Below are 23,995 nucleotides of genomic sequence, written 5' to 3'. Positions count from 1 at the left end.
TTGACACCCACTGGGGCCACCCTTATGTTGCGCGCGACTTCGAGGGGCTCCAAACCATTGTGGCCCGGGCACGTTAGGGATGCGCATGAAAGCGCCACGAAAAACCGAACGTCCCGTAGCCGGCAAAAAAGCCGGGTCCCTGACTTCGGACCTAAAAGCCCGCATCGAGCGGGCCCGGGCCGAGAAGTCAGTGGCTGGGGACGATGAGTTCAGATCCGCCACGCGCGACATGTCTGCATTGAGCCGCGGCCTGCGACTCGGTTCGGAATTTGTCGCCGCAATCCTGGTTGGCGCAGGTCTTGGTTTCCTGCTCGATCAGTGGTTGCACACCAGCCCGTGGCTCTTTTTGGTCATGGTCATGCTGGGTTTCGCTGCAGGCGTGCTCAATGTGGTGCGTTCGGCTGCGGAAATGAACAAGGCGGTGCCACCGCCTACGGACGCCCCGCGCGCTCCGGATGAAACAGAAGAGTGAAGGCTCCAGCCTCAGGGTGTCATAGTTGGCCGATCCTAATGTAGTCGACCCGATCCACCAGTTTGCGATCACCGATATTTTCGCTTTCGGTGACAGCGGGCTGGGCATCACGAATGCCTCCCTCTTCATGATCCTGACCACGGGCCTCATTGCGGCCTACCTGGTCTTGTCGACGCAGCGCCGAAGCCTCGTGCCGAACCGGCTGCAGCTCGTTTCCGAGATGGCCTACGAGTTCGTGGCGGGAATGGTCACAGATTCAGCGGGCAAGGAGGGGATGAAGTTCTTCCCCTTCGTGTTCTCGCTCTTCATGTTCGTGCTGGTCGCGAACATGTTCGGCATGATCCCGGTGTTCTTCACCGTGACCAGCCACATCATCGTCACGTTCGCGCTGGCGCTGCTCGTCTTCGTTGTCGTCGTCGTCTACGGCTTCATGCGCAACGGACCCAAGTTCCTCAAGCTGTTCGTGCCGAGCGGCGTGCCGGGCTACATTCTCCCGCTCGTGGTCGTGATCGAGGTGATCTCGTTCCTCTCGCGGCCGATTTCGCTCTCCGTCCGTCTCTTCGCCAACATCCTCGCCGGTCACATCACCCTCAAGGTGTTCGCTGGTTTCGTGGTGACCATGGGTAGCCTCGGCTTCCTCGGCTGGCTCGGCGCGCTGCTGCCGCTGGCGTTGACGGTCGGCATCACGGCGCTCGAGTTCCTGGTGGCGGCGCTGCAGGCCTATGTCTTCGCGCTGCTGACCTCGATGTACCTCAACGACGCGATCCATCCGTCGCATTGATTTTCCCATCCCGGCGGTCACGGTGACCGTCCGGCCCCAACCCGCAGCACGTCGCTGCTAAGGAGACTGAAGAATGGAAGCTGAAGCCGCAAAGTTCATCGGTGCGGGTCTCGCCTGTTTCGGCATGGCGGGTGCTGCTATCGGTGTGGCCAACATTTTCTCGAACTTTCTGTCGGGCGCCCTGCGCAACCCGGCGGCCGCCCCGGGCCAGTTCAGCAACCTGATCTTCGGCTTCGCCGTGACCGAAGCTCTGGGCATCTTCTCGTTCCTGGTCGCCCTGCTGCTGCTCTTCGTGGTCTGATCCACGACCGACGGCCTAGCATCAGTCTTCGGGGCCCCGGGTGAGCTATCCGGGGTCTCCGATCATGAAGGGTAACGAAATGGCGGGCACAGCCCACGAGATTACTGTGGTGGCGCAGGCCGAAGGCGGCGATGTGCTTCAGGAGGGCGAAGTTGTAGCGCCCGCCGCGGAGCATGGCGCGACCGACGCTGCGCATGCCGCAACGGATGCCGCGCACGGCACCGAGACGCATGCCGGCACCGAGGAGCATGGCTCCGCTTTCCCGCCGTTCGACCCCTCGGGGTTCGCTGGCCAGCTCCTGTGGCTCGCCATCACCTTCGCGGCGCTCTACCTGCTGATGAGCCGCGTGGCCCTGCCGCAGATCGGCTCGATCCTCGAGACGCGCCGGACCCGTATCGAGGGCGACCTCAAGGAAGCCGAGCGTCTCCGCCAGGAGACCGAGAAGGCCGCTGCGGCCTACGAAGCGGCTCTCGCCGAGGCACGCAAGAACGCGCACGGCATTGCCGAGGAAACCCGCGCCGGCATCAAGGCTGACATCGACGGCCGCCGCGCCGACGTGGAAGCTCAGCTCGCCGCGCGCGTCGCCGAAGCCGAGGCACGCATCCAGTCCGAGAAGGACGCCGCCCTCGCCAATGTCGGCGCCATTGCCGCCGAGACGGCCCAGGCACTCGTCGCCAAGATCTCCGGCAGCGTAACGGCGGCGGAAGCCAAAGCCGCGGTTGCCGCGGTTTCGAAGGAGTAAGCCGCCATGTGGAGCTTCGGGTTCGACGCCACGACCGGCGCCACCATCTGGGCCCTGATCGCCCTCGTCATCTTCCTGGGCATCGTCATCTATTTCGGCGTGCACACGGCGATTGCCAAGGCGCTCGACGACCGGATCAAGAAGATCGAGACCGACCTCGCCGAGGCCGAGGCGCTGCGCGCCGAAGCCAAGGCCCTGCTCGACGACTACTCGCGCCGTCGCGAGGAAGCCGAGAAGGAAGCCGAGGAGATCGTCACCGCCGCCCGCGAGGAGGCCTTCCGCCTCACCGCCGAGGCCAAGGAGTCGCTGGAGGCCATGGTCGCCCGCCGCGAGAAGTCGGTGGCCGACAAGATCGCCCAGGCGGAAGCCCAGGCCGTCGCCGAAGTCCGCGCCCGCTCGGCCGACCTCGCCGTCGAAGCCGCCCGCGTCCTGCTCGAGAAGCAGGTCGCCACCAAGGGCGACGCGATGGTCGACAAGGCCATCCAGGATGTGGCTGCGCGACTGAACTGACGTTCGGCAGATCGCTGAAGGATTGAAGGCCCGCGAAAGCGGGCCTTTTCATTTGCCGCAGGTCGGCGTTGCAGCCCCTCCCCACCCGCCTCAGTTCTCGCGCAGGCTGGAAGCGGTGGGTGGGAGGACATCGGGACCGGGCGCGGCAGCGCGAGATTGCCTGGGCAACGCCCCCTCCCAGCCTCCCATCACACGAGGAGGGGGGCGGTAGTACTGCCCCCCTCGCATTCTGCCCAACCTCAGGTCCTACTTATTGTCGAAGCCCGGCAGGCGGGGCCAGAAGAAGCCCGTCTGCGCGCGGTAGGCCGCATAGTCGCCGGCCATTTCGGTGCGCGAGAACTTCCGCTCCTCATCAAGCGCGGCCAGGACATAGATCACCGTGATCACGGCCAGCGGCAGCAACGACCAGATCGACCAGGTGGCGATGGCCCAACCGACCCAGAAGATCAGGTAGGAGGTGTAGAAAGGGTGCCGCAGATAGCGGTAAGGGCCGGTGGTCACCAGCCCGCCTGGGTTGCCAAGATCGAACGCCATCTTCAGCCGCGCCTTGCGCGAGGCACTGATAGCCGCCCAGAACAGCCACAACCCGCACAGCTCGATCAGGAGACCGAGCGTGACGGCCAGCACCGGCCGCGTCTCGATCCACAGCAGAAAAACGAAGAACAGCGCTGTCAGCGTGACGATGGCGGAGATCACCATCGTGCCGACCGGCATGGTGACGGACACGAAGTGCCTGCGCAGCGACCAGGCGTACTGAGCAATGACCGACAAACTGACAACAGTGACGATGACGTCGAGAACAATATCCAATCGCGCCCCCCCGAGCATTATGGACTTACACGCTACGAGCCCGCGGACGAACTAACAAGCGATCGCGTGCAGGAAACATCGCGCCACGTGCCAAATCTTCACCTTCATGTTTCGTTCACCGACCGACTTGACGCGACCGTAGGGAGTTTCGCCTAGGCTGACAGACCCTAACGAGACTTGCGCATGCCTACCTTTGACCACCTGATCACCTCCCGCACCGCCACGATCCGGCTCAGCGAAAGCACGGGCGCGGGGCTGCCGCTGCTGCTGCTGCACGGCTCGGGCGCCTCACGCCAGGTGTTCATGCACCAATTCAACAACCCCCTGGCACGCGCCCACCGAGTGATCGCCCCGGACCTGCCGGGGCACGGAGAATCCTCCGATGCACTCAACCCGGCGACCGACTATTCCATTCCGGCCCTGGCGCGCACCGTCACCGAGGTGCTGGCCGCACGTGGCATCGAACGCTTCGCCATCTTCGGCTGGTCACTGGGCGGCCATGTGGGAATCGAGCTGTTGGCAACGCACCCCGGCGTCGCGGGCCTGATGATCAGTGGCACGCCGCCGATTTCCCCGGGCCCGCTCGGCCTGTTGCGCGGCTTCCAGACCAACCTGGACCTGTTGCTCGCCACCAAGGAACAGTTCACCGAGCGCGATGCGCTGCGATTTTACGAAATGTGCTACCACGGCAACGGCGACGGGGCGTTTCTTGAGGCCATTCGCCGCGCCGATGGGCGGGTACGTCCGACGGTGTCGCGTAGCCTGATGTTCGGCGAAGGCGCTGACCAGCGCCGTGCGGTGGAGCAGGCCCAAGTGCCGGTGGCGATCGTCAACGGCGAGCAGGAGAGCGTGGCGCGACTCAACTACGTCGCCAATCTTGATTACGCGACGCTGTGGACGAATACCTGCCACATCATCCCCAATGCCGGCCATGCCGCGTTCTGGGACCAGCCGGACATGTTCAACCACCTGCTGACGCGGTTCATGGCCGATGCCGCCGCGTTTGGCAGCACTGGTGCGGTGCCCTACGCCAAATCGGCGTGAGGCCGGCCGCGCGGCACTGACACGAACGGATGCATCAACCCAATGCGGGGCCCGGGATTGGCCCACGCCGGTCCTCCTCCCCACAACGGGAGCAGAACGCGGCGGGGCGTGGCCGGGCGCCGGGTTGCGCCCTGCTGGCCTGCAGGACTACTCCGCAGCCTGCGGCAGGTCCTCGGGCCGTTCCCACTTGAGCACTGGCGAACGCGCCGCGCGCGTCTCGTCCAGACGCCGACGCGGGGCGCGCGTGGGGGCGCTGGTGAAGCGTGCGGCGTTGCCGGCCCTGGCATCCGTCGCCAGTTCAAGCATCACGTCGCAGAAGCGGTCCAGCGTCTGCTTGCTCTCGCTTTCGGTGGGCTCGACCAGCATGGCGCCGTGCACGACCAGCGGGAAGTACATGGTCATGGGGTGGAAACCCTCGTCGATCAGCGCCTTGGCGAAATCGAGCGTCGACACACCGGTGCCTTCGAGGAAGCTGTCGTCGAACAGCGCCTCGTGCATCACGGGCTGGCCGTTGAACGGCACCGAGAACACCGCCTCTAGCCGTGCCTTGATGTAGTTGGCGTTGAGCACCGCGTCCTTGGCCGCCTGGGCGAGGCCGTCACCGCCATGGCTCAGCATGTAGGTCAGCGCGCGGACGTACATGCCCATCTGGCCGTTGAAGGCGGTGATGCGGCCAAGGTGCTGGCCATCGGCATGCTCGATCAGTTCGCCCTTGCGCACGAACGGAACGGGCGCGAACGGCGCCAGCGCCGCCGACAGCACGACGGGACCTGCGCCCGGCCCACCGCCGCCATGCGGCGTCGAGAAGGTCTTGTGCAGGTTGATGTGCATGGCGTCGATGCCGAGGTCGCCCGGCCGCACCACGCCCATGATGGCGTTGAAGTTGGCGCCGTCGCAGTAGAAGAAGGCGCCCGCCTCGTGCACGGCAGCGGCGATTTCGATCACCTCGGGCTCGAACAGTCCGCAGGTGTTGGGGTTGGTCAGCATGATCGCCGCGACATCCGGCGAGAGCGCTGCCTTCACCGCCTCGACGTCGACGGTGCCGTCGTCGCGGGCCGGCACCGGTCTCACCGAATAGCCGAGGAAGGCGGCGGTCGCCGGGTTGGTGCCGTGGGCGCTCTCGGGCACCAGCACCACCTTGCGGTGCCCCTGCCCGGCCGCTTCCTGCGCCGCCTTGATCGCCATCATGCCAGCCATCTCGCCATGTGCGCCGGCCTTGGGCGTCAGGCACACGGCGGCGGTGTTGGTGAGCGTCATCAACCAGTGGGCGAGTTCATCCATCAGCTCGAGCGCCCCCCTGACGGTCGAGACCGGCTGCAGCGGGTGGATATCGGCGAAGCCGGGAAGCCGCGCCATCTTCTCGTTCAATCGCGGGTTGTGCTTCATGGTGCACGAGCCGAGCGGATACATGCCGCTGTCGATCGAGTAGTTGAGCCGGCTGAGCCGCACGTAATGGCGCAACGTCTCGGGTTCGGTCAGCCCTGCGAGGTCGATCTCGGTCTGGCGCTCGAAGCCGCCGAGAAAGCTGCCGTCGATCTCGACATCAGGCAGGTCGACGCCCGAATGCTCGCGGTCGCCGATCTCGAACAGCAGCGGCTCATTGGGGAGCAGCGAGGAGCCCGAGACGGACGCGAAATCGGAAGTGCCCGTGCCGGTGGGGCGGCCCTGTTTGTTCATGCTCATTGGGCTTCCTCCGAGAGGGCGGCGTGGAGGCACTCGGCCAGCATCTCGATGTCCTGGTCGGTGGTGAGTTCCGTCGCCGCGAGGACGATCAGATTGGCGCAATCCGGATTGTCGGGCTCGAGCCGGCTCACGGGCACGCCAGCGAGCACGTCGGCCCGGGCCAACAGCTCGACGACCGGCGCCGCCGGGACCGGCAGGCGAATGGTCATCTCGTTGAAGAAGGTCTTGTTGAGCAGCTCGACACCCGGGACGGTACCGAGCATGCGGGCCAGCTTCACCGCATTGTGGTGGTTGAGCCGCGCCAGACGCTTCAGCCCGGCCTCACCGAGCAGCGACATGTGGATCGAAAAGGCAAGCGCACAGAGGCCCGAGTTGGTGCAGATGTTGCTCGTCGCCTTCTCGCGGCGGATGTGCTGCTCGCGGGTCGAAAGCGTCAGCACGAAGCCGCGGTTGCCATCGGCATCGACGGTTTCGCCGCAGAGGCGACCGGGCATCTGGCGCACGAACTCCTTGCGGGTCGCCATCAGCCCGACATAGGGGCCACCGAAGTTGAGCGCGTTGCCGATCGACTGGCCCTCGCACACGACGATATCGGCGCCCAGGGCGCCCGGGGCCTCGATGAGGCCGAGCGACACAACCTCGGTCACGACGACGATCAGCAGCGCCCCGGCTGCGTGCGCGGCGTCGGCGGCGGCCTGCAGGTTGCGCAGGTGACCGTAGAAGTCGGGGGTCTGGACGACGATAGCAGCAGTTTCGCCGTCGATACGGTTGAGGATGTCGCCCTGGCCCTCTGGTGAAGCAGGAAGGCAGACGAGATCGGGACCATCGCCGAGATAGGTACGGACCACGTCGCGATAGTGCGGATGGAGCCCACCCGACAGCACGATGCGGTTGCGCCGCGTCAGCCGCCGCGCCATCAGCACGGCCTCGGCAGTGGCGGTCGAGCCGTCGTACATCGAGGCGTTGGCGACATCCATGCCGGTCAAATGCGCGACCTGGGTCTGGAACTCGAACAGCATCTGGAGCGTCCCTTGCGAGACCTCCGGCTGGTAGGGCGTGTAGGCGGTCAGCCATTCCGAGCGCTGGATCAGGTGGTCGACGCTGGCCGGCACGTGGTGGCGGTAGGCACCGGCACCGATGAAGAACGGGCCATCGCCAGCAGCATGGTTGCGACCGGCCATGGCGCGCAGCTTCGCCTCGACGAGAAACTCGGGTGAGTGCCTCGGCAGGTCCACCGGCTCGGTCAGCAGCGCATGCCTGGGCACACGGGCGAAGAGATCCTCGGCGCTGCCGGCGCCAATGACGGCGAGCATATCGGCCCGCTCATGCTCGGAATGGGGAAGATAGCGCATCAAGGTCCTCAGGCGGTCAGCTTGGCGTAGGCATCGGCATCCATCAGGCCGTCGAGCTCACTCGCATCATCGAGCGCGAGCTTGAATATCCAGCCGTCGACTTCGGGCGAGCTGTTGATGAGGCCGGGATCGCCCGAGAGGGCGTCGTTCACCGCGGTCACGGTGCCGGAGACGGGGGCGTAGATCTCGGAAGCGGCCTTCACGGACTCGACCACGGCGGCCTCATCGCCCTGCTTCAGCTTCTGGCCCACCTTGGGCAACTCGACGAAGACGATGTCGCCCAGTTGCTCCTGCGCATAGGGCGTGATGCCCACCGTGCCGTCGACGGTGACGTACTCATGGTCCTTGGTGAACTTGGTCATTTGCTGGCCTTCCGGACATAGCGATGGGGGACGAATGGAGTGGTGACAACTTCCGCTGGCTGCGCCCTGCCGCGGACGAGCACCTGCAACCTGGTGCCCGGCGCTGCGTGGTCAGGCGGCACGAAGCCGATGGCGATGGCGCGATTGAGCGACGGGGCGAAGCCGCCCGAGGTGACGGTGCCGATCTCGGCGCCATGCTCGTCGAGGATGGCGGCGCCTTCGCGTGCCGGCGCGCCTTCGACGAAGAGCCCGACGCGGACGCGCTTGAGCGCCCCGCCCAGTTCCGCGAGAATGCGCTGGGCGCCGGGGAAATCGGCGGCCTCGCGGCGGCGCTTCGAGATGGCGAAGTTCAGTCCTGCCTCGACCGGCGAGATGGTCTCGTCGAGGTCGTGGCCATACAGCGGCAGCCCCGCCTCGAGCCTGAGGCTGTCGCGGGCGCCCAACCCGATGGGCTTGACGCGCGCGTCGGCGAGGAGTGTGTCCCACAGCGCCGCGGCATGCTCTGGATCGACGAGGATCTCGAACCCGTCCTCGCCGGTATAGCCCGAGCGCGAGATCACCAGCTTGGTGTCGCGCCAGTCGAACGAGCCGTACTGCATGAAGCCGAGTTCGGCGGCAGCCGGCACGACGGCATCGAGCACCGCGGCGGCTTCCGGTCCCTGCAGCGCGAGCAGCGCGCCGTGGTCGGAGCGGTTGAGCGTCCCCTTGCCGAGGGCGGCCGCCGCGATGCGCTGGAAATCGGCCTCCTTGGTGCCGGCGTTGACGACGATGTAGAGCGCCCCGCCCCAGCCCTCGCCGGGGGGACGCGCGATCATCAGGTCGTCATGGGTGCCGCCCTCGTCGTTGAGCAGCAGCGTGTAGCGAATCTGGCCCGGCTTGAGGCCGCGGATATCGCCGCTGATCAGCGGCTCGACGATATCGGCGACTGCCGTGTGATCGGCCTCGCCATCGCCTGACCGCGCATCGAGCACGAGAAAGCTCGGGCCCATGTGCGAGACATCGAACAGGCCGGCGTGTTCGCGCGTCCACTTGTGCTCGGCGATGATTCCCGTGGGATACTGGACCGGCAACGAGTAGCCGGAGAACGGCACCATGCGCCCGCCCAGCGCGACGTGCTTGTCGTTGAGAACGACGTTCTTGAGATCTTCTGCGGCTTGATCGGCCATCTGGACACCGGGGTTGACTGCACAGCGACCACAACGGAGCTGCCGCCCCCTTGCGTTCCGTGCCCCCTCTGTCCGCTAACCTGAGAGATTTCCTCGCCGCCTATGGGCGAGTTGCTCCTTCGGTGAGGCGTTTCCTCGGCATCGCCTTGTCCAAAGGTCTCGCGACCTTCAGGGCTCCGCTCTGGGCCTGCTTTCCAGAGTTCAGTCGAACTGCGGTCCGTTTGCCTGAGAGTTTCCGGGGCGGTTGCTCCTTCGGCGCCGGCTTTCGCCGGACTCTCCCGCAGTCGAGATGATGCTAAGCCGGGTTTGTGGCGAGAAGTCAATCGCCTGCGCGCGCCCCCCCGCAGAGTGCCATCCCCTGCAAGGGGAAAACCCAGCGCGCTGTCGCGCCGGGAGCTGGCTGATCAGCTGTCGAAGCCGACGTAGAAGACGATCTGCTCGCCGCCCGTGTAGGGCACGGCGATGTTCTCGACCACCTTCACGAACTCTTCCGACTGGTTCGGCGGCGTGATGGTGACGGGGATCTCGTAACGCTCGGAAAAGAGCGCCGCGCCATCGCGTTCGATCGTGAAGCGGACCGGCACGTTGACGTTGGTCTGGTTGCCGGCAGGGCCGAGCAGCAGGCGGCCGACCATGCCCATCTTGACGGTGATCAGGCCGTTCGAGACCACGCAGTTGCGCGACTGCTTGTCGACGATCGCCTGGTAGTTCAGGTCCTTGGCGTTACCGACCTTGCCCTTGCCGTAGTAGAACAGCGCCTCGCCGCCGGTGCGGACCTTGATGGGCGGGCATTCGGTGGCGATGGCGGGCAGCGCATTGGTGCTGCCGGTCTGCAGTTCGGCCACCGTGGGGTTGGCCGTCTGCAGCGTGGTCGACGTGCCGCCGGGAGCGGGCGAGAACATGTTGCCCATCGAACAGGCGGAAACGGCGAGGGCAAGGGCGCCCATCGCGGCAAGACGCGCCCCCCGCGTCGTCGCAAAATCCACGAACCCCATGCGATAACTCCTACGCACTAACCTGAGACGCTTGCAGCGCCATCAGTACAGCAGGTGCCCCGCTTACCGTAACCCCGGCGACGTCCTGTACGAACAGGTCTTTGACGATGCCGTCTTCAATTATCATGGCGAAGCGGGCGAAGCGCTTGCCCATGCCCGCAAACTGCTTGGAGAGACCCATGGCGTCGGCGAGGCTGCCATCACCGTCGGCGACGAACTCGACCTTGCCCAAGGCCTCTGAACGCTCGGCCCAGGCCCGCGTCACGTGATGGTCGTTCACCGTGCCGCACACGATCCGGTCGACGCCCAGCGCCTTGAACTTGGCGACGTTGGCGGCGAAACCCGGCAGGTGCGACGTATCGCAGGTGGGGGTGAAGGCCCCCGGCACGCCGAAGAAGACAACCCGCCCCTGGCCGAGCACGGCATCCGAGGTCGTGTCCGCAGTATCCCCTGATCCGATGAGCTTGATCGGGACGGATGGAATCCGGTCGCCAGACGCGATGGTCATATCTTCGAGAACTCCCCAATTCGACGGCCCGGAAGCCCGGGCGGACGGACCCTAGATCAATCGCCCGTGACAGTCGACCCGGCGGACGAAACCCGTCGCTCGACAGAGTACGGGCCCATTTCGGTCATGAATGTCAGCCGGATGGGCATGCCCTCCACATCCCGGCCATCTTCTCCCCCGAGCAGGGGCAGGAGCACTATTTTTCCATCCGGGCTTTTTTGCGGCGCGCCAAAGAGTTGCCCACTTTCTCCGGCGTCGGCGATGAGGGACAGTGGGTCGACGTCGGGATCCGATATGCGCACCGCCAGAGCGTCTGCCGAAGGGTCGAAACCGACCCAGTCGATGGGCTCGCGTGGGTCTTCCCAGTCTATCGGCGTCAGCGCGACGGCCTGGGCGATGCGCAGCCCCTGCGCCCGGTCGGGCTGGACGAAATCGAGAGGCAGTTCGAACGAGGCCGTGACGGGAACGCAGATCTCGGAGCAGATGCCGAGGAAAGCCTCGACCTTCAGGTCGGCCGTCTTGCCTTCAAGCTTCAGTTCGACCGGCAGAACCGTCGGGCCCCGGTAGACGAAGTCCACGTAGCCGGCCTTGGTCTCGAGGGTCGGGAACGGCCACAGGACCTCGTGCCCCGCGACCGCGGTCGAACCCGTGAAATCGAGGGTCATCGGTATGCCGGTCTCGCCGGGCACGCGCCAGTAAGTGTTGCTGGTCGCCGGCATGTCGAGCTCGAGCGCCAGCATGGTGGTGCCGTCCGACTTCAGCACGTCCGACGAGATCAGGCGAGCCCTCGCCCCCGGAGCCACTTCCTGCCAAGGCGTTTCGGCCGCAGCAGAGGGTGCGGCGAGGCTGAGGATTAGCAGTACGGCCGGGATGCGCATGCGGTTCGGATAGCCGAGCCCCCCGGAATTGGAAAGCCGTATCAGGTCATCGTGAAGGTTAACTTTGCAGCACCACCCTCCCGGGGCTAAACTGTTCCTGTCGGCAGGTCGTCTACGAGGAGAGTGCCATGGATTCGCTCAAGGGCCAGTTTCTGGTAGCCATGCCGGACATGGGCGACGAACGCTTCCGCGAAACGGTGGTCTATCTCGTCGGCCATGGAGACGAAGGCGCCATGGGCCTCGTCATCAACCAGAGCCTCGAGGACATGCGCTTTGCCGATATCCTCGAAGAGCTGCAGCTGGGCGAGAAGGACGAGCTGATCCGCCTCCCCGACCGGATCAAGAACCGGCAGGTGCTGCGGGGCGGGCCGGTGCAGCGAAGCCGCGGCTTCGTGCTCCATTCCTCGGACTATTTCCGAGTCGGCAACTCCTACGAGGTCAACGAAGAGATCAGCCTCACGGCGACCCTCGACGTGCTCAAGGCCATCGCGTTCAACGACTCCCCCACCGAAGCGTTGTTCGCGCTCGGCTATTGCGGCTGGAGCCCCGGACAGCTCGAGACCGAGATCCAGGAGAATGGCTGGCTGACCGTGCCCTTCTCACGCGAACTGCTGTTCGGCCTCCCGATCGAGAACCGCTACGACGCCGCCCTCGCCCGGCTCGGCATCACCCGCGCGACGCTGAGCGCAAGCGCGGGGCATGGGTAACAGGGCGCGACTGCGCTCGCCGTCGCGTTTCCTCAGCCGCTAGCCACCATCGCACCCCATCTGTTGGTGGGCGCGGGATCATGCCGGCTGTGAGGCTTCGCTGTGCTGCCTAGCGACCGTTGAACTGCGTCTGCAGCCGCTTGCCGAGTTCCTGCCCGCTCATGGCGGCGCCGAAGGCGAAGCCCTGGGCGTACTGGCAGTTGAGCTGCTGCAGACGCTCGATTTCCTCGATGGTCTCGACACCCTCGGCGATCACGCTGAGATCGAGTTCGCTCGCAAGCGTGATGATCGAACGGATGATCGGCACCTGGGTATGGGCCATGCCGCTGTCGTCGCCCAGTTGCACGAACGGCGCCGGGATCTTGATCGTGTCGAACGGGAAGCGGTGCAGGTAGCTCAGCGAGCTGTGCCCCGTGCCGAAATCGTCGAGGGCGAGCCGCAGGCCGAGCTGGCGCAGGGCGGCGAGGACATAGGCCGAGTGCTCGGGGTTGCTCATCACCTGGCTCTCGGTGATCTCGAGCTTCAGGTGGCGGGCGATCTGGCGGTGGTCGGAGACCAGGGCGCGCATGTCGTTGAGCAGTGACTCCGTCGCCAGCTGGGCCGGCGACAGGTTCACCGAGACGAAGAAGTCCTCCGGCAGCGGCAGCGAGGCCGCCCATTCGCGGGCCTGTCCGGCCGCCTGTTCGAAGGCGACGCGGCCGAGCCGCTCGATCAGCCCGGTGCGCTCGGCGAGCGGCACGAACTCCTCAGGCGGGACGATGCCGCGCTGCGGGTGGTTCCAGCGCATCAGCGCCTCGCAACCCGCGATGGTACCGGCATGGATGTCCATGATCGGCTGGAACAGCACCGACAGCTCGCCGTGGCGCAGGCCGCGGTCGAGATCCTCTTCGCCCGCCTTGGAGTAGGCCGCGATGGAGCGCGCGGAAGCGCGGAAGGCCTCGATGCGGTCGCCGCCCAGGCGCTTGGCGTAGTACATGGCGAGCTCGGCATCGCGCAGCACGTCGGGCGCGCTCACCGGGTTGCCGTCGTAGATGGTGACGCCGATCGAGCAGGTGAGGCTCAGGTCGCGCTCGCCGAAGTTGAACGGCGACTTCAGCGCCTTGCGGATCTGCTCGGCCGTCTCGGCGATCTTTCCGGCTGCCTGTTCGGACGCGAGGATCACGCCGAACTGGTCGCCGCCGAGGCGCGCCACGGTATCGAGTGGGCGCATGACGCGTGCGATGCGGCGCGAGATGGCGAGCAGCACCGAGTCCGCCGCCGAGTGGCCGACGCGTTCCTCGAGTTCGGAGAAGCGGTCGATATCGACAAGGAAGACGGCCGGCTTGTTGCCGTTGGGGAGGCGTGCGCGCACCAGGGCGCGCTCCAGCCGATCGAGGAAGAGCTGCTTGTTGGGCAGACCCGTCAGGCTGTCGTGCACGGCGTCGTGCAGCAGTCGCTCACGGCTGGCCCGGTCCTCGTTCACGTCCTGCAGCGTGCCGACGATGCGGTTGACCTGCCCGTCGCCGCCCAGCACCGGCTTCACGCGCATGCGGAACGTGCGGAAGCTGCCGTCATGGGCCGCCAGCCGCACGTCAGCCGAGACTTTGCCGCGGCGCAGTTCCACCAGCGTATCGAAGGCAGTGCGGAAGCGGTCGCGATCCTCGGGATGGACACGGTCGAGCCAGCGCTTGATCGAACCGCGCAATGCGCCACGACGTTCGCCGAGGCGCGTGCCGAGCTCGTCGGACACCGAAACGCGGTCGCGCTCGATGTTCCAGTCGAAGACGAAGTCGCCGGAGCCGGTCAAAGCCAGGGCCCGTCGCTCGACCTCGCTGAGGGCGCCGATCGACACCTGCCCTTCGGAGAAGGCGTGCTGCACGGAAGTGAAGCCCAGCAGCATGACGATGAGCACGAGGCCGCCCGCAACGGCCGGCTGCGCCACGTCGTTGGAAACCTGCCCCGTCACCACCAGCCAGGCGTAGAACAGCCAGGCGATGTAGATGATCCAGGTGGGGACCAGTAGCACGGCGCGATCATAGCCGCGCAGCGCGAGCAGGAGGATCAGGAAGAAGCCGGTGACGCCGAGCAGCGCGAGCACCAGCCGGGCCACGGTTGCGGCAATCGAGGGCTGGAAGAAGGCAAAGCCGAACAGCGCGAGGAACACCACGACGAGAGCCAGCGCCAGGTGGATGAAGCGCAGGTGCCAGCGGTGGAGATTCAAGTAGATAAACAGGAAGCCAAACAGAGTCGTGGCTATGCCGGCCTCCGCCGCGGCCCGGAAGGGCTGAACCGAGCCGTTCGATATGCCCAGCAATGGCCCGAGCACGCCGAAGTCGACGAGCAGGTAGACCAGCACGGCCCATGAGAAGGCGGCGGTCGCGGGGAAGACGCCCCTGCCCTTCACCACGAACATGATGGTGAGGAACACAGCGGCAAGCGCGGCGACACCCAGCACCACGCCGCGGAACAGGGTGAACGAGTTCACATAGTCGCGATAGGCGTCGGGTTTCCACAGGTAGAGCTCGGGCAGCGAGCCGTTGGCGAGTTCGGCGACGAAGGTGACCGTCGCACCGGGGTCGATCACCACCTCGAACACGTCCGCCTCGCGGTCGGTGAGCTTGGTGGGACGCAGGCCGGCGCTCGGGGTCAGGACCTTGATGCGCTCGGCGCCGAGGTCGGGCCGGAACACGCCAGAGCCGGGAAGGCGGAAGAAGGGCGCGACCAGCAGGCGCTCGAGCTGGACGTCGGAATCGTTGCGCAGAGCGAACAGCGCCCAGTTCGGATTGGTGCCGCCGACCGATGCCAGCACCTCGATGCGGCGGATGATGCCGTCTTCGCCCGCCGCGGTGGAGAGCTGCACCTTGCCGCCCTCGCCGGGAACGATGTCGACGACGCCGGTGAGGTTCACCGCGTTGACGTTCTCGGGTGCGGTGATGACATCGAAAGCGGCGGCAGGAACGATACCGGCAAGCGCGAACGCGAGGCACATCGCGAACTGGATGATGTGACGCATTAGCTGAGAGATGGTGCTGCCCCGGTGATATCTGGCGAAACTAGGTAACGGGGTTTCCCCGTGCAAACAAGCGCTCACGACCGGCCATGCCTTAATGCAGCGTCGTAGCGCTCGCGGGTCAGTCCGAACAGCACGTGGTCGGCCCACCTGCCGTCGATCTGCAGATAGTGTTCGGCGTAGCCCTCTTCCTGAAATCCGTTCTTTTCAAGGACTCGCCGGCTCGCGAGGTTATCCGGCAGGCAGGCGGCGTGGATGCGGTGCAGACCAAGCGTCTCGAAGCAGAACGGCACCACCAGCCCCACCGATTCGGACATGTAGCCCTTGCCGGCGAAGGAATGGCCCATCCAGTAGCCGAGGTTCACGAACTGGGCGGCGCGGCGCCGGACATTGGACAGCGTGATGCCGCCGATCAGGCGCTCCTCGCTGCGCGAGAAGATGAAGAACGAGTAGTCGGTGCCGGCGCGCGCTTCCTCGCGCCCGCGCTTCAGCCGCGAGGAATAGACGCGCGGGCCGAGATCGGAATCCGTCCAGCGGGGCTCATAGGGCCTGAGGAAATCGCGGCTCGCCCGCCTGAGGTCGCGCCAGGCAGTGTAGTCGGTGGTCCGGGGCGCACGCAGCAGGACCCGCTCGCCGAGGAGCGTGGGGGTTTCGTCGCGTGCGAACCAGGTGAGCATCATGACGCGGCCGCCATGGGATCAGTTCTTCAGCTGAGCCGCGATATCACGATAGTCGGGAAGCTTGGCGACGGGCCCGATGCCGGCGAGCGAGACCTTGCCGGCGTCGAAGATCTGGCGCGCGATCTGCTTTACCCGTTCCGACGTGATGCGGTTGATGCGATCGACCGTTTCCTGCAACGGAATGGGCCGGCCCCACAGGATCTGCTGGCGGGCCAGTTGGCCGGCACGCGAGGACGGGCTCTCGAGCGACATCAGCAGGCCGGCGCGGATCTGGTTGCGGACGCGGAAAACCTCCTCGTCCGTTATGGTCTCAGTCGCCTTGCGGAGTTCGTCGAGGACCACGGGCAAGAGCTCCTTCACTTCTTCCTCGCCGGTCGAAGCGGCGACGCCGAAGATACCCGAGTCGGCGAAGGCCCAGTGGAACGCATAAACGGAATAGCACAGGCCTCGCTTCTCGCGGACCTCCTGGAACAGCCGCGAGCTCATGCCGCCACCGAGGATCGAGGCGAGTATCTGGACGGCATAGAATCCGTCCGAGTTGTATGCGCGCCCTTCCATGCCCAGGACGATGTGAGCCTGCTCATGGTCCGAGACGAGCCGATGCTCGCCGCCGACATAGGCCGCCTTGTCGGGAGCGGGCGCGCCGGTGGGCTTCAGGTCGTGAAAGCGGTTGTTGGCGATGTCGACGAGCGCATCGTGCTCGACGTTGCCGGCAGCGCACAGCACCATGTGGTCACCGACATAGTTGCGGTCCATGTAGGCGCGGATCGACTCCGGCCCGAAGCTGTTCACCGACTCGACGGTGCCGAGGATCGTCCGGCCGATGGGTTGGTCGGGATAGGCGGCCTGCTGGAACAGGTCGAACACGTGGTCGTCGGGATTGTCGCGTGCCGCGCCAATCTCCTGGACGATCACCTGCTGCTCGCGGTCGAGCTCGTGCTGTTCGAACAGCGAGTTCTGGAGGATGTCCGAGAGAATGTCGGCGGAAAGCCCGACGTCTTCCTTCAGCACCCGGGCGAAATACCCGGTGTGTTCCACCGAAGTCGCGGCGTTGAGGTCGCCGCCGACATTCTCGATGGTGGACGCAATCTCCAGGGCATCGCGGGTCTTGGTGCCCTTGAAGGCCATGTGCTCGAGCATGTGGCTGATGCCGTGCTCGGCCTCGGTCTCGCTGCGGGATCCCGCCTTGACCCAGATGCCCAGCGACGCGCTTTCCAGATGCGGCATGTCGTCGGTGAGAACGGTCATGCCGTTGGAAAGCGTCGTACTCCGGACCGTCACTTGTGCTCCTCCAGCACGCGGGTGCGCGTCGAAATGAACTGTTCGACTGCCGCCTGGTCGTTGTCGAGGACCGTAAGGCGCTCTTCCCGCTGATAAAGATCAGACAACCATGCCGGGAGGGCGGGTTCAATGCCCGACGCGGCCTTCACCGCCGCCGGGAACTTGGCCGGATGCGCCGTCGACAGCGTAATCACCGGCGCCTCACCGCCGACGAGATCGCGCGCTACATGCACGGCAACGGCCGTATGAGGGTCGAGCAGGTAGTCCGAACCCGCCTTCACCGCCTTGATCGTCGCCGAGGTCTCCGCCTCGCCGGTGCGGCCGGCCACGAACTGCTTGCGGATGGCGGCGATGCCGCGATCGGGGATCGAGAAGCCGCCCGACTGGCGCAGGCCGCTCATCATCGACTTCACCGCCTCGCTGTCGCGACCCACGGCCTCATAGAGCAGCCGCTCGAAATTCGAGCTGACCTGGATGTCCATGGACGGACTGATCGTCGGGGTAACCCCCGTCACCTCGTAGCGCCCGGTCTCGAGCGTCCGGGCGAGGATGTCGTTCGCGTTGGTGGCGATCGCGAGGGTCTTGATCGGCAGGCCCATCCTGGCCGCGCAGTAGCCGGCGAAGATGTCGCCGAAATTGCCCGTCGGCACGCAGAACACCACCTCGCGGTGCGGCGCGCCCAGCGCCACAGCCGAGGTGAAGTAGTAGACGATCTGCGCGACGATGCGGCCCCAGTTGATCGAGTTGACGCCGCTCAGCTGCGTCGTGTCGCGGAAGCGCCGGTTGTTGAACAGGCCCTTCACGATGTCCTGGCAGTCGTCGAACGTGCCGCGCAGGGCGATGTTGTGGACGTTGGCGTCGAGCACCGTGGTCATCTGCCGGCGCTGCACTTCGGACGTCCGGCCCTCCGGGTGGAGGATGAAGATGTCCGTCGCTGCCCGTCCGCGGAAGGCCTCGATGGCCGCCGATCCGGTATCGCCCGAGGTCGCGCCGACGATGGTGGCGCGCGTGCCGCGCTCGGCGAGGATGTGGTCCATCACCCGCGCGAGAAACTGCATGGCCACGTCCTTGAAGGCGAGCGTGGGGCCATGGAACAGCTCGAGCACGAAGTGCCCCGGCTCGATCTCGACCAGCGGCGCCACCGAGGGGTGCCGGAACGTCGCGTACGCCTCGTCGATGATGCGCTTCAGCGCCGCGTCGGGAATCTCGCCCTCGACGAAGCGGCGGATGATGTCGAACGCGACTTCGGAATAGGGACGATTGGCGAAGCCGGCGATCTCGGCATGCGAAAGGCGAGGCCAGTGCTCGGGGACGTAGAGGCCGCCGTCGCTCGCAAGACCCGCGAGGACCGCGTCTGAAAAGCCGGGCACGGCCGCCCCGCCGCGCGTGGATACGAACTGCATGTAGGGGAAGCGCCCCGTCTTTTTTGGCGCGTGCCTGCTGAAGCACGCTGATTGGGTTGCGGGGCACCCTATTGAAACTGCGGCTGCGCCGCAAGTTTCATGGCCCCTCCCGACGCTGGCGAAGCGCCCAGAACAGAAGGAGGAACGGCACCAGGAGGGCGAAGCCGAACCAGGTGATGGCGTAGCCGAGGTGGTTGTTGGGGAAGTTGACCACGGTCTCGCCCCCCTGCGGCAGCGCCCCGGGCTCGGTTGCCGGCAGGTCGATGTAGATCGGCGCCACCGGCTGCGGCACACCGCCAGCGGTGGCACTGAGCCTCGGGATGTTCCGCACCCATTCGATGCGCTTGGCGAGATCGGGCTGCGGCGTGAAGCTGCCCACCTCCTCGGAAGTGCGCGCGATGCCGGTAAGGCTGATCAGCCCCGGCTCGACTGCGCCGCCGGTCGCAAAGGCGTTGGCCGAGTCCTGCGGAACGAAGCCGCGGTTGATGAACACGGTCCCGCCACCGGCGAGCGCCATCGGCGTCATCACCCAGTAGCCGGGGCCGCCATACGGGCCGTTCTGGTCGGCGAGGCTGGTGAAGACGAGCACGGTCTGCTCGGGCAGGTAGGTACCCGAGACCACGGCCGGCCGGTAGCTCCAGGCCTCGGCGTCGAATGCAGGCCATTCGGCGACGGGCGGCAGCGGCGTGGGCGCGAGGCCGGACCGCGCCGCGACGTCGGCGATCAGTTTTTCTTTCTCGCCCAGCCGCTCGAGCTGCCACACGCCCAGGGTGGCGAAGAGCACCATCAGCCCCAGCATGAGGACGATGAAGCCCCAGTAGAGCTTGCGGCTCTGCGCCGGTTTCGCCGCGTCAGCCATGGGCGCACTCCCGCCCGCGCGGAGCGTTCGAGGCGGCAACGATGGCGGGAGGCGAAGGATCGGCGGGCAGGATCATGGCCGGGTTCTATCACAATGGCTGGCGGCCGGATGTGGTATTCGGGCGCAGGTCGTCGGGCCCGACTTCACCGCCCAAAAGCAAAGGGCGCAGCTTGCGCCACGCCCCTTGCAGACCCATGCATCCGACCTCAGTGGGCGGTGAGCGTGACGCCCCAGCTGCCCCAGACGTAGATCGAGGCGAAGAGGAAGAGCCACACCACGTCGACGAAGTGCCAGTACCAGGCGGCGAATTCGAAGCCGAGGTGGTTCTTCGGGGTGAACTCGTCGCGCTGGGCGCGGATCAGGCAGACGATCAGGAAGATCGTACCGACCAGCACGTGGAAGCCGTGGAAGCCCGTCGCCATGAAGAAGCTGGCGCCGTAGATGTTGCCCGAGAACGAGAAGGCAGCTTCCGAGTACTCGAGCGCCTGGACGAAGGTGAACAGCACGCCCAGCGCGATCGTGATCGCCAGGCCCCAGACGAGGCCGCGCTTGTCCCTGTGGAGCAGCGCATGGTGGGCCCAGGTAACGGCCGTGCCGGAGGTCAGCAGGATCAGCGTGTTGAACAGCGGCAGGTGCCAGGGGTTGAACAGTTCGACGCCGATCGGCGGCCAGGAGGCGCCCATGGCCTCGATGCGGGCATACTGCTCGGGCGCATCGTGGTTGAAGAAGGCGTCGAAATAGGCCCAGAACCAGGCAACGAAGAACATCACCTCGGAGGTGATGAACAGGATCATGCCGTAGCGGTGGTGCATCTGCACGACCGGCGTATGGTCGCCAGCCTTGCCTTCCTTGATGACGTCGCTCCACCAGCCATACATGGTGTAGAGCACGCCCACGGTGCCGGCGAGCAGCAGCCACGGCGGCATGATGTCGTGGAACCACAGCACGGCGCCCGCCGCCATGACGAAAACCGAGATGGAGCCGATGATCGGCCAGGGGCTAGGACTTACCAGGTGATAGTCGTGGTTCTTGGCGTGCGCAGCCATAGTCAGCTTCCCTCGCTCTCAACAGCATAGAAGGTATAGGACAGGGTGATTTCGCGGACAGTGTCGAGATCGCGGTTCTCGGCAAGATCCGGGTCGACGAAGAACACGATCGGCATTTCGACCGTCTCGCCGGGCTGAAGCGTCTGCTCGGTGAAGCAGAAGCACTCGATCTTGTTGAAGTAGATGCCGGTGGTCTCGGGCGTGACGTTGAACGTCGCCTGACCGGTGATCGGCTTATCGGAATTGTTCGTGGCCGTGTAGATGACCGTCTCGGTCGTGCCGACCTTGTCGGTCACCGGCTTGGCGGCCGTGACGGTCCAGGGCAGCCGCGAGGCGACGTTCGAGTCGAAGCGCACCGTCATCTGGCGGTCGATGACGCCCTTGGGGTTGCCGGACGAAACCTGCGTGGTCCCATCGAGGCCAGTCACCTTGCAGAACAGCTGGTAGAGCGGAACCGCGGCATAGGCGACCCCCACCATGCCTACGACGAGCAATGCCAGCGTCAGGGCGACGCGCTTGTTGCGGTTGGGGTGTCCAAGACTGACGTCGGTCATCAGAGTGGCCGGTCGAACAGTGCCGGACCCAGCTTCACCACGGTCAGCAGATAGAGGATCAGGACGAGGCCGCCCAGTACGGCCGCGAGCGCGATGGAGCGCTTGCGGCGCCGGGCCGCGAGCTCGGCCTGCTCGTCACGGGGAACAGGAGTCTTTGTCGGTTCTGCCATCACAGCCATCCCAGCACCCTCGCCGCATGATCGGTGAGCAGGGCGAAGAAGATCACGGCGAGATAGCTCAGCGAGTAGGTAAAAAGCGACCGGCCAGCCTTCTTCATGGCGACGGTTTCGGTCGTGCGGAACAGGGCCCAGGCCAGCCAGACGAAGCCGGCACCGGTGGCGAGAGCGGCCACCGTGTAGATGGGGCCCATGAAACCGGTGAGGCTGGGAATGAGGCTCGAGGCCACCAGCAGCACCGAATAGACGAGGATCTGGACCTTGGTCACCCGCTCGCCGGCGACGTTGGGCAGCATAGGGACGCCGGCAGCGCCGTAGTCGCTCTGCTTGTAGAGCGCGAGCGCCCAGAAATGCGGGGGCGTCCAGAGGAAGATGATGAGGAACAGCACGATGGATTCGATGCTGATCGAGCCGGTCACGGCGGCCCAGCCGACCATCGGCGGGAAGGCGCCTGCGGCGCCGCCGATGACGATGTTCTGCGGCGTCGAGCGCTTCAGCCACATCGTGTAGATGACGGCGTAAAAGAAGATCGTGAAGCCGAGCAGCCCCGCAGCCAGCCAGTTGGTGGCAAGGCCGAGCAGGCAGACCGAGAAGACCGAAAGGACGAGGCCCAGCGCCAGCGCGTGGTCGCGTTCGATGCGGCCGGCCGGGATCGGGCGGTTGACCGTCCGGCTCATCACCGCATCGATATCGGCGTCGTACCACATGTTCAGCGCGCCCGAGGCCCCTGCCCCGATGGCGATGCAGAGGATGGCGATAGCCCCGATGATCGGATTTATGCCGCCCGGTGCGAGCAGCAGGCCGACCAGGGCCGTGAACACGACGAGCGACATGACCCGCGGCTTCAGCAGCGCCACGTAGTCCCCGACGCGCGCTTCAAGCGCACGGACGTGAACATCATGACTGTGGTGCACGTAGGCCAATGTCTCTCGCCTTGTTGGCCGCGGGACCCGAGGGCCCCGCGGGCAGTCGATAGTTAGTGGTCGGACTTCGCGTCGATACGCGGCAGCGTCTCGAACTGGTGGAACGGCGGGGGAGAAGACAGGGTCCACTCCAGCGTCGTCGCGCCATCGCCCCACGGGTTCGCCGTCGTCGGGCGCTTCTTGATCGCTGCTTCGACGAGCAGGTAGAGGAAGAGCACGAGGCCGACAAAGGTGATGTAGTAGCCGACAGACGACACCATGTTCCACAGCGCAAACGCATCGGGGTAGTCGATGTAGCGGCGCGGCATGCCGGCGAGGCCGAGGAAGTGCTGCGGGAAGAAGATCAGGTTCACGCCCACGAAGGTGATCCAGAAGTGGGCGTTGGCCAGCTTCTCGTTGTACATGATGCCGAACATCTTCGGGTACCAGTAGTACCACGCAGCGAACATCGAGAACACAGCGCCGAGCGACAGCACATAGTGGAAGTGCGCCACGACGTAGTAGGTGTCGTGCAGGGCACGGTCAGCGCCGGCATTGGCGAGCACCACACCCGTCACACCACCGACGGTGAACAGGAAGATGAAGCCGATGGCCCAGAGCATAGGCGTGCGGAAGCTGATGGAGCCGCCCCACATGGTGGCGATCCAGCTGAAGATCTTCACGCCTGTAGGTACTGCGATCACCATCGTGGCGGCCACGAAGTAGCGCTGGACGTCCAGGCTCATGCCGACCGTGTACATGTGGTGCGCCCACACGATGAAGCCGACGCCGCCGATGGCGACCATGGCGTAGACCATGGCGATGTAGCCAAAGATCGGCTTGCGGCTGAAGGTCGAGATGATGTGGCTGACCATGCCGAAGCCGGGCAGGATCATAATGTACACTTCGGGGTGACCGAAGAACCAGAACAGGTGCTGGTACAGGATCGGGTCGCCGCCACCGTCAGGTGCGAAGAAGGTGGTGCCGAAGTTGCGGTCGGTCAGCAGCATGGTGATGGCGCCAGCCAGAACCGGCAGCGACAGCAGCAGCAGGAACGCGGTGACCAGCACGGACCACGGGAACAGCGGCATCTTGTGCAGCGTCATGCCCGGGGCGCGCATGTTGAAGATCGTGGTGATCAGGTTGATCGAACCCAGGATCGAGCTCAGGCCGGCGATGTGGAGCGAGAAGATCGCGAAGTCCATCGCCGGACCCGGATGACCCGCGGTCGAGAGCGGCGGATAGGCCGTCCAGCCGCCACCGAAGCCCGTCACGCCCGGCGCGCCCTCGAAGAACAGGGACATGAGCAGCAGGGCGAAGGCGAAGGGCAACAGCCAGAACGCGATGTTGTTGATGCGCGGGAACGCGGTGTCCGGCGCGCCGATCATCAGCGGAGCGAAGTAGTTCGCGAAGCCGCCCATGGTCGCCGGCATGACCACGAAGAACACCATGACCAGCGCGTGCGCCGTGGTGAACACGTTGTACATCTGCTTGCCGGCGTCGAGCGCGGCGTCGCCGTCGATCCCGTAGACCATCCCGGCGAGGCCGTGGAAAATCTGGATACCAGGCTCCATCAGCTCGAGGCGCATGACGCCCGAGAGCAGAGCGCCGATCACGCCCGCCACGATGGAGAACATGAGGTACATGACCCCGATGTCCTTGTGGTTGGTCGAGTAGACGTAGCGCCGCCAGCCGGTCGGATGACCATGATCATGCGCCGCGGCGTGACCGTGGCCGTCATGGGCTTCCAAAGCGTGAGTATCGGCCATTTAGAGCGATCCCTTTATCGTATTC

General features: G+C 65.7%; 25 protein-coding genes and 1 riboswitch. Of the genes, 7 read left to right on the top strand and 18 right to left on the bottom strand.

Going from position 1 to position 23,995, the window contains the following annotated elements:
- Nucleotides 1-85 precede the first annotated feature (85 nt).
- From PRN20_RS07890 to PRN20_RS07870, 5 genes are all read left to right on the top strand, one after another.
- Nucleotides 86-472, top strand: a complete 387-nt coding sequence (locus PRN20_RS07890; RefSeq protein ID WP_273956687.1) for an AtpZ/AtpI family protein — start codon at nt 86-88, stop codon at nt 470-472.
- A gap of 25 nt (nt 473-497) precedes the next feature.
- Nucleotides 498-1,253 (top strand): F0F1 ATP synthase subunit A, encoded by a 756-nt coding sequence (locus PRN20_RS07885; protein ID WP_443112536.1) that lies wholly within the window; start codon nt 498-500, stop codon nt 1,251-1,253.
- Nucleotides 1,254-1,326: 73 nt separating this feature from the next.
- Nucleotides 1,327-1,554, top strand: a complete 228-nt coding sequence (locus tag PRN20_RS07880) for a F0F1 ATP synthase subunit C (RefSeq protein WP_273956686.1) — start codon at nt 1,327-1,329, stop codon at nt 1,552-1,554.
- Nucleotides 1,555-1,633: 79 nt separating this feature from the next.
- The gene (locus PRN20_RS07875; protein ID WP_273956685.1) at nt 1,634-2,296 is read left to right on the top strand and encodes a F0F1 ATP synthase subunit B; all 663 of its coding nucleotides are present in this window, start codon (nt 1,634-1,636) and stop codon (nt 2,294-2,296) included.
- 6 nt (nt 2,297-2,302) lie between these two features.
- A complete protein-coding gene (locus tag PRN20_RS07870; protein ID WP_273956684.1) occupies nt 2,303-2,806 on the top strand; it encodes a F0F1 ATP synthase subunit B family protein in 504 nt (167 codons plus the stop codon).
- A 246-nt stretch (nt 2,807-3,052) separates the two neighbouring features.
- Here the strand turns inward: PRN20_RS07870 and PRN20_RS07865 are convergent, their stop codons facing one another.
- The gene (locus PRN20_RS07865; protein WP_273956683.1) at nt 3,053-3,616 is read right to left on the bottom strand and encodes a methyltransferase family protein; all 564 of its coding nucleotides are present in this window, start codon (nt 3,614-3,616) and stop codon (nt 3,053-3,055) included.
- A gap of 183 nt (nt 3,617-3,799) precedes the next feature.
- On the opposite strand from PRN20_RS07865, the gene PRN20_RS07860 reads away from it, so the two are divergent.
- Complete coding sequence (locus PRN20_RS07860) at nt 3,800-4,660, top strand: alpha/beta fold hydrolase (RefSeq protein WP_273956682.1); 861 nt, start codon at nt 3,800-3,802, stop codon at nt 4,658-4,660.
- Nucleotides 4,661-4,807: 147 nt separating this feature from the next.
- Here the strand turns inward: PRN20_RS07860 and gcvPB are convergent, their stop codons facing one another.
- From gcvPB to PRN20_RS07825, 7 genes are all read right to left on the bottom strand, one after another.
- Nucleotides 4,808-6,343, bottom strand: coding sequence for an aminomethyl-transferring glycine dehydrogenase subunit GcvPB (gcvPB, locus tag PRN20_RS07855; protein WP_273956681.1), 1,536 nt, complete (start codon nt 6,341-6,343; stop codon nt 4,808-4,810).
- Nucleotides 6,340-7,695 (bottom strand): aminomethyl-transferring glycine dehydrogenase subunit GcvPA, encoded by a 1,356-nt coding sequence (gcvPA, locus tag PRN20_RS07850; RefSeq protein ID WP_273956680.1) that lies wholly within the window; start codon nt 7,693-7,695, stop codon nt 6,340-6,342. Before gcvPA ends, gcvPB begins: the two co-directional genes overlap by 4 nt.
- Nucleotides 7,696-7,703: 8 nt before the next feature.
- On the bottom strand, nt 7,704-8,057 hold the full coding sequence (gene gcvH / locus PRN20_RS07845; protein WP_273956679.1) for a glycine cleavage system protein GcvH: 354 nt from the start codon (nt 8,055-8,057) through the stop codon (nt 7,704-7,706).
- Nucleotides 8,054-9,223 carry a glycine cleavage system aminomethyltransferase GcvT gene (gene gcvT, locus PRN20_RS07840; RefSeq protein ID WP_273956678.1) on the bottom strand — a complete coding sequence of 390 codons (1,170 nt, stop codon included), beginning with the start codon at nt 9,221-9,223 and terminating at the stop codon, nt 8,054-8,056. Before gcvT ends, gcvH begins: the two co-directional genes overlap by 4 nt.
- A gap of 203 nt (nt 9,224-9,426) precedes the next feature.
- A riboswitch (glycine riboswitch) is annotated at nt 9,427-9,514 on the bottom strand.
- A gap of 113 nt (nt 9,515-9,627) precedes the next feature.
- Nucleotides 9,628-10,218 (bottom strand): hypothetical protein, encoded by a 591-nt coding sequence (locus PRN20_RS07835; protein ID WP_273956677.1) that lies wholly within the window; start codon nt 10,216-10,218, stop codon nt 9,628-9,630.
- A gap of 10 nt (nt 10,219-10,228) precedes the next feature.
- Nucleotides 10,229-10,726, bottom strand: coding sequence for a peroxiredoxin family protein (locus PRN20_RS07830; protein ID WP_273956676.1), 498 nt, complete (start codon nt 10,724-10,726; stop codon nt 10,229-10,231).
- A gap of 56 nt (nt 10,727-10,782) precedes the next feature.
- Nucleotides 10,783-11,604 (bottom strand): protein-disulfide reductase DsbD domain-containing protein, encoded by an 822-nt coding sequence (locus PRN20_RS07825; RefSeq protein ID WP_273956675.1) that lies wholly within the window; start codon nt 11,602-11,604, stop codon nt 10,783-10,785.
- Between the two features lie 128 nt (nt 11,605-11,732).
- On the opposite strand from PRN20_RS07825, the gene PRN20_RS07820 reads away from it, so the two are divergent.
- Nucleotides 11,733-12,311 carry a YqgE/AlgH family protein gene (locus PRN20_RS07820; RefSeq protein WP_273956674.1) on the top strand — a complete coding sequence of 193 codons (579 nt, stop codon included), beginning with the start codon at nt 11,733-11,735 and terminating at the stop codon, nt 12,309-12,311.
- Between the two features lie 109 nt (nt 12,312-12,420).
- Here the strand turns inward: PRN20_RS07820 and PRN20_RS07815 are convergent, their stop codons facing one another.
- From PRN20_RS07815 to ctaD, 10 genes are all read right to left on the bottom strand, one after another.
- Nucleotides 12,421-15,303: a putative bifunctional diguanylate cyclase/phosphodiesterase gene (locus tag PRN20_RS07815; protein ID WP_273956673.1), complete on the bottom strand. Its 2,883-nt coding sequence runs from the start codon at nt 15,301-15,303 to the stop codon at nt 12,421-12,423.
- A gap of 74 nt (nt 15,304-15,377) precedes the next feature.
- Nucleotides 15,378-15,980 (bottom strand): GNAT family N-acetyltransferase, encoded by a 603-nt coding sequence (locus PRN20_RS07810; protein WP_273956672.1) that lies wholly within the window; start codon nt 15,978-15,980, stop codon nt 15,378-15,380.
- Between the two features lie 18 nt (nt 15,981-15,998).
- Nucleotides 15,999-17,261 (bottom strand): M16 family metallopeptidase, encoded by a 1,263-nt coding sequence (locus tag PRN20_RS07805; RefSeq protein WP_273956671.1) that lies wholly within the window; start codon nt 17,259-17,261, stop codon nt 15,999-16,001.
- Complete coding sequence (gene thrC, locus PRN20_RS07800) at nt 17,258-18,664, bottom strand: threonine synthase (protein WP_273956670.1); 1,407 nt, start codon at nt 18,662-18,664, stop codon at nt 17,258-17,260. Before thrC ends, PRN20_RS07805 begins: the two co-directional genes overlap by 4 nt.
- A gap of 97 nt (nt 18,665-18,761) precedes the next feature.
- Nucleotides 18,762-19,523 carry an SURF1 family protein gene (locus PRN20_RS07795; protein ID WP_273956669.1) on the bottom strand — a complete coding sequence of 254 codons (762 nt, stop codon included), beginning with the start codon at nt 19,521-19,523 and terminating at the stop codon, nt 18,762-18,764.
- Nucleotides 19,524-19,729: 206 nt separating this feature from the next.
- Nucleotides 19,730-20,569, bottom strand: coding sequence for a cytochrome c oxidase subunit 3 (locus PRN20_RS07790; protein ID WP_273956668.1), 840 nt, complete (start codon nt 20,567-20,569; stop codon nt 19,730-19,732).
- 2 nt (nt 20,570-20,571) lie between these two features.
- Complete coding sequence (locus PRN20_RS07785) at nt 20,572-21,123, bottom strand: cytochrome c oxidase assembly protein (RefSeq protein WP_273956667.1); 552 nt, start codon at nt 21,121-21,123, stop codon at nt 20,572-20,574.
- On the bottom strand, nt 21,123-21,293 hold the full coding sequence (locus PRN20_RS07780) for a hypothetical protein (protein WP_273956666.1): 171 nt from the start codon (nt 21,291-21,293) through the stop codon (nt 21,123-21,125). Before PRN20_RS07780 ends, PRN20_RS07785 begins: the two co-directional genes overlap by 1 nt.
- On the bottom strand, nt 21,293-22,222 hold the full coding sequence (locus PRN20_RS07775; RefSeq protein WP_443112535.1) for a heme o synthase: 930 nt from the start codon (nt 22,220-22,222) through the stop codon (nt 21,293-21,295). Before PRN20_RS07775 ends, PRN20_RS07780 begins: the two co-directional genes overlap by 1 nt.
- 53 nt (nt 22,223-22,275) lie before the next feature.
- On the bottom strand, nt 22,276-23,970 hold the full coding sequence (ctaD, locus tag PRN20_RS07770; RefSeq protein WP_273956664.1) for a cytochrome c oxidase subunit I: 1,695 nt from the start codon (nt 23,968-23,970) through the stop codon (nt 22,276-22,278).
- Nucleotides 23,971-23,995 lie beyond the last annotated feature (25 nt).

The sequence above is a fragment of the Devosia sp. ZB163 genome, assembly GCF_028613635.1.
Classification (GTDB): domain Bacteria; phylum Pseudomonadota; class Alphaproteobacteria; order Rhizobiales; family Devosiaceae; genus Devosia_A.
This window is presented reverse-complemented; position numbering and strand designations above follow the sequence as displayed.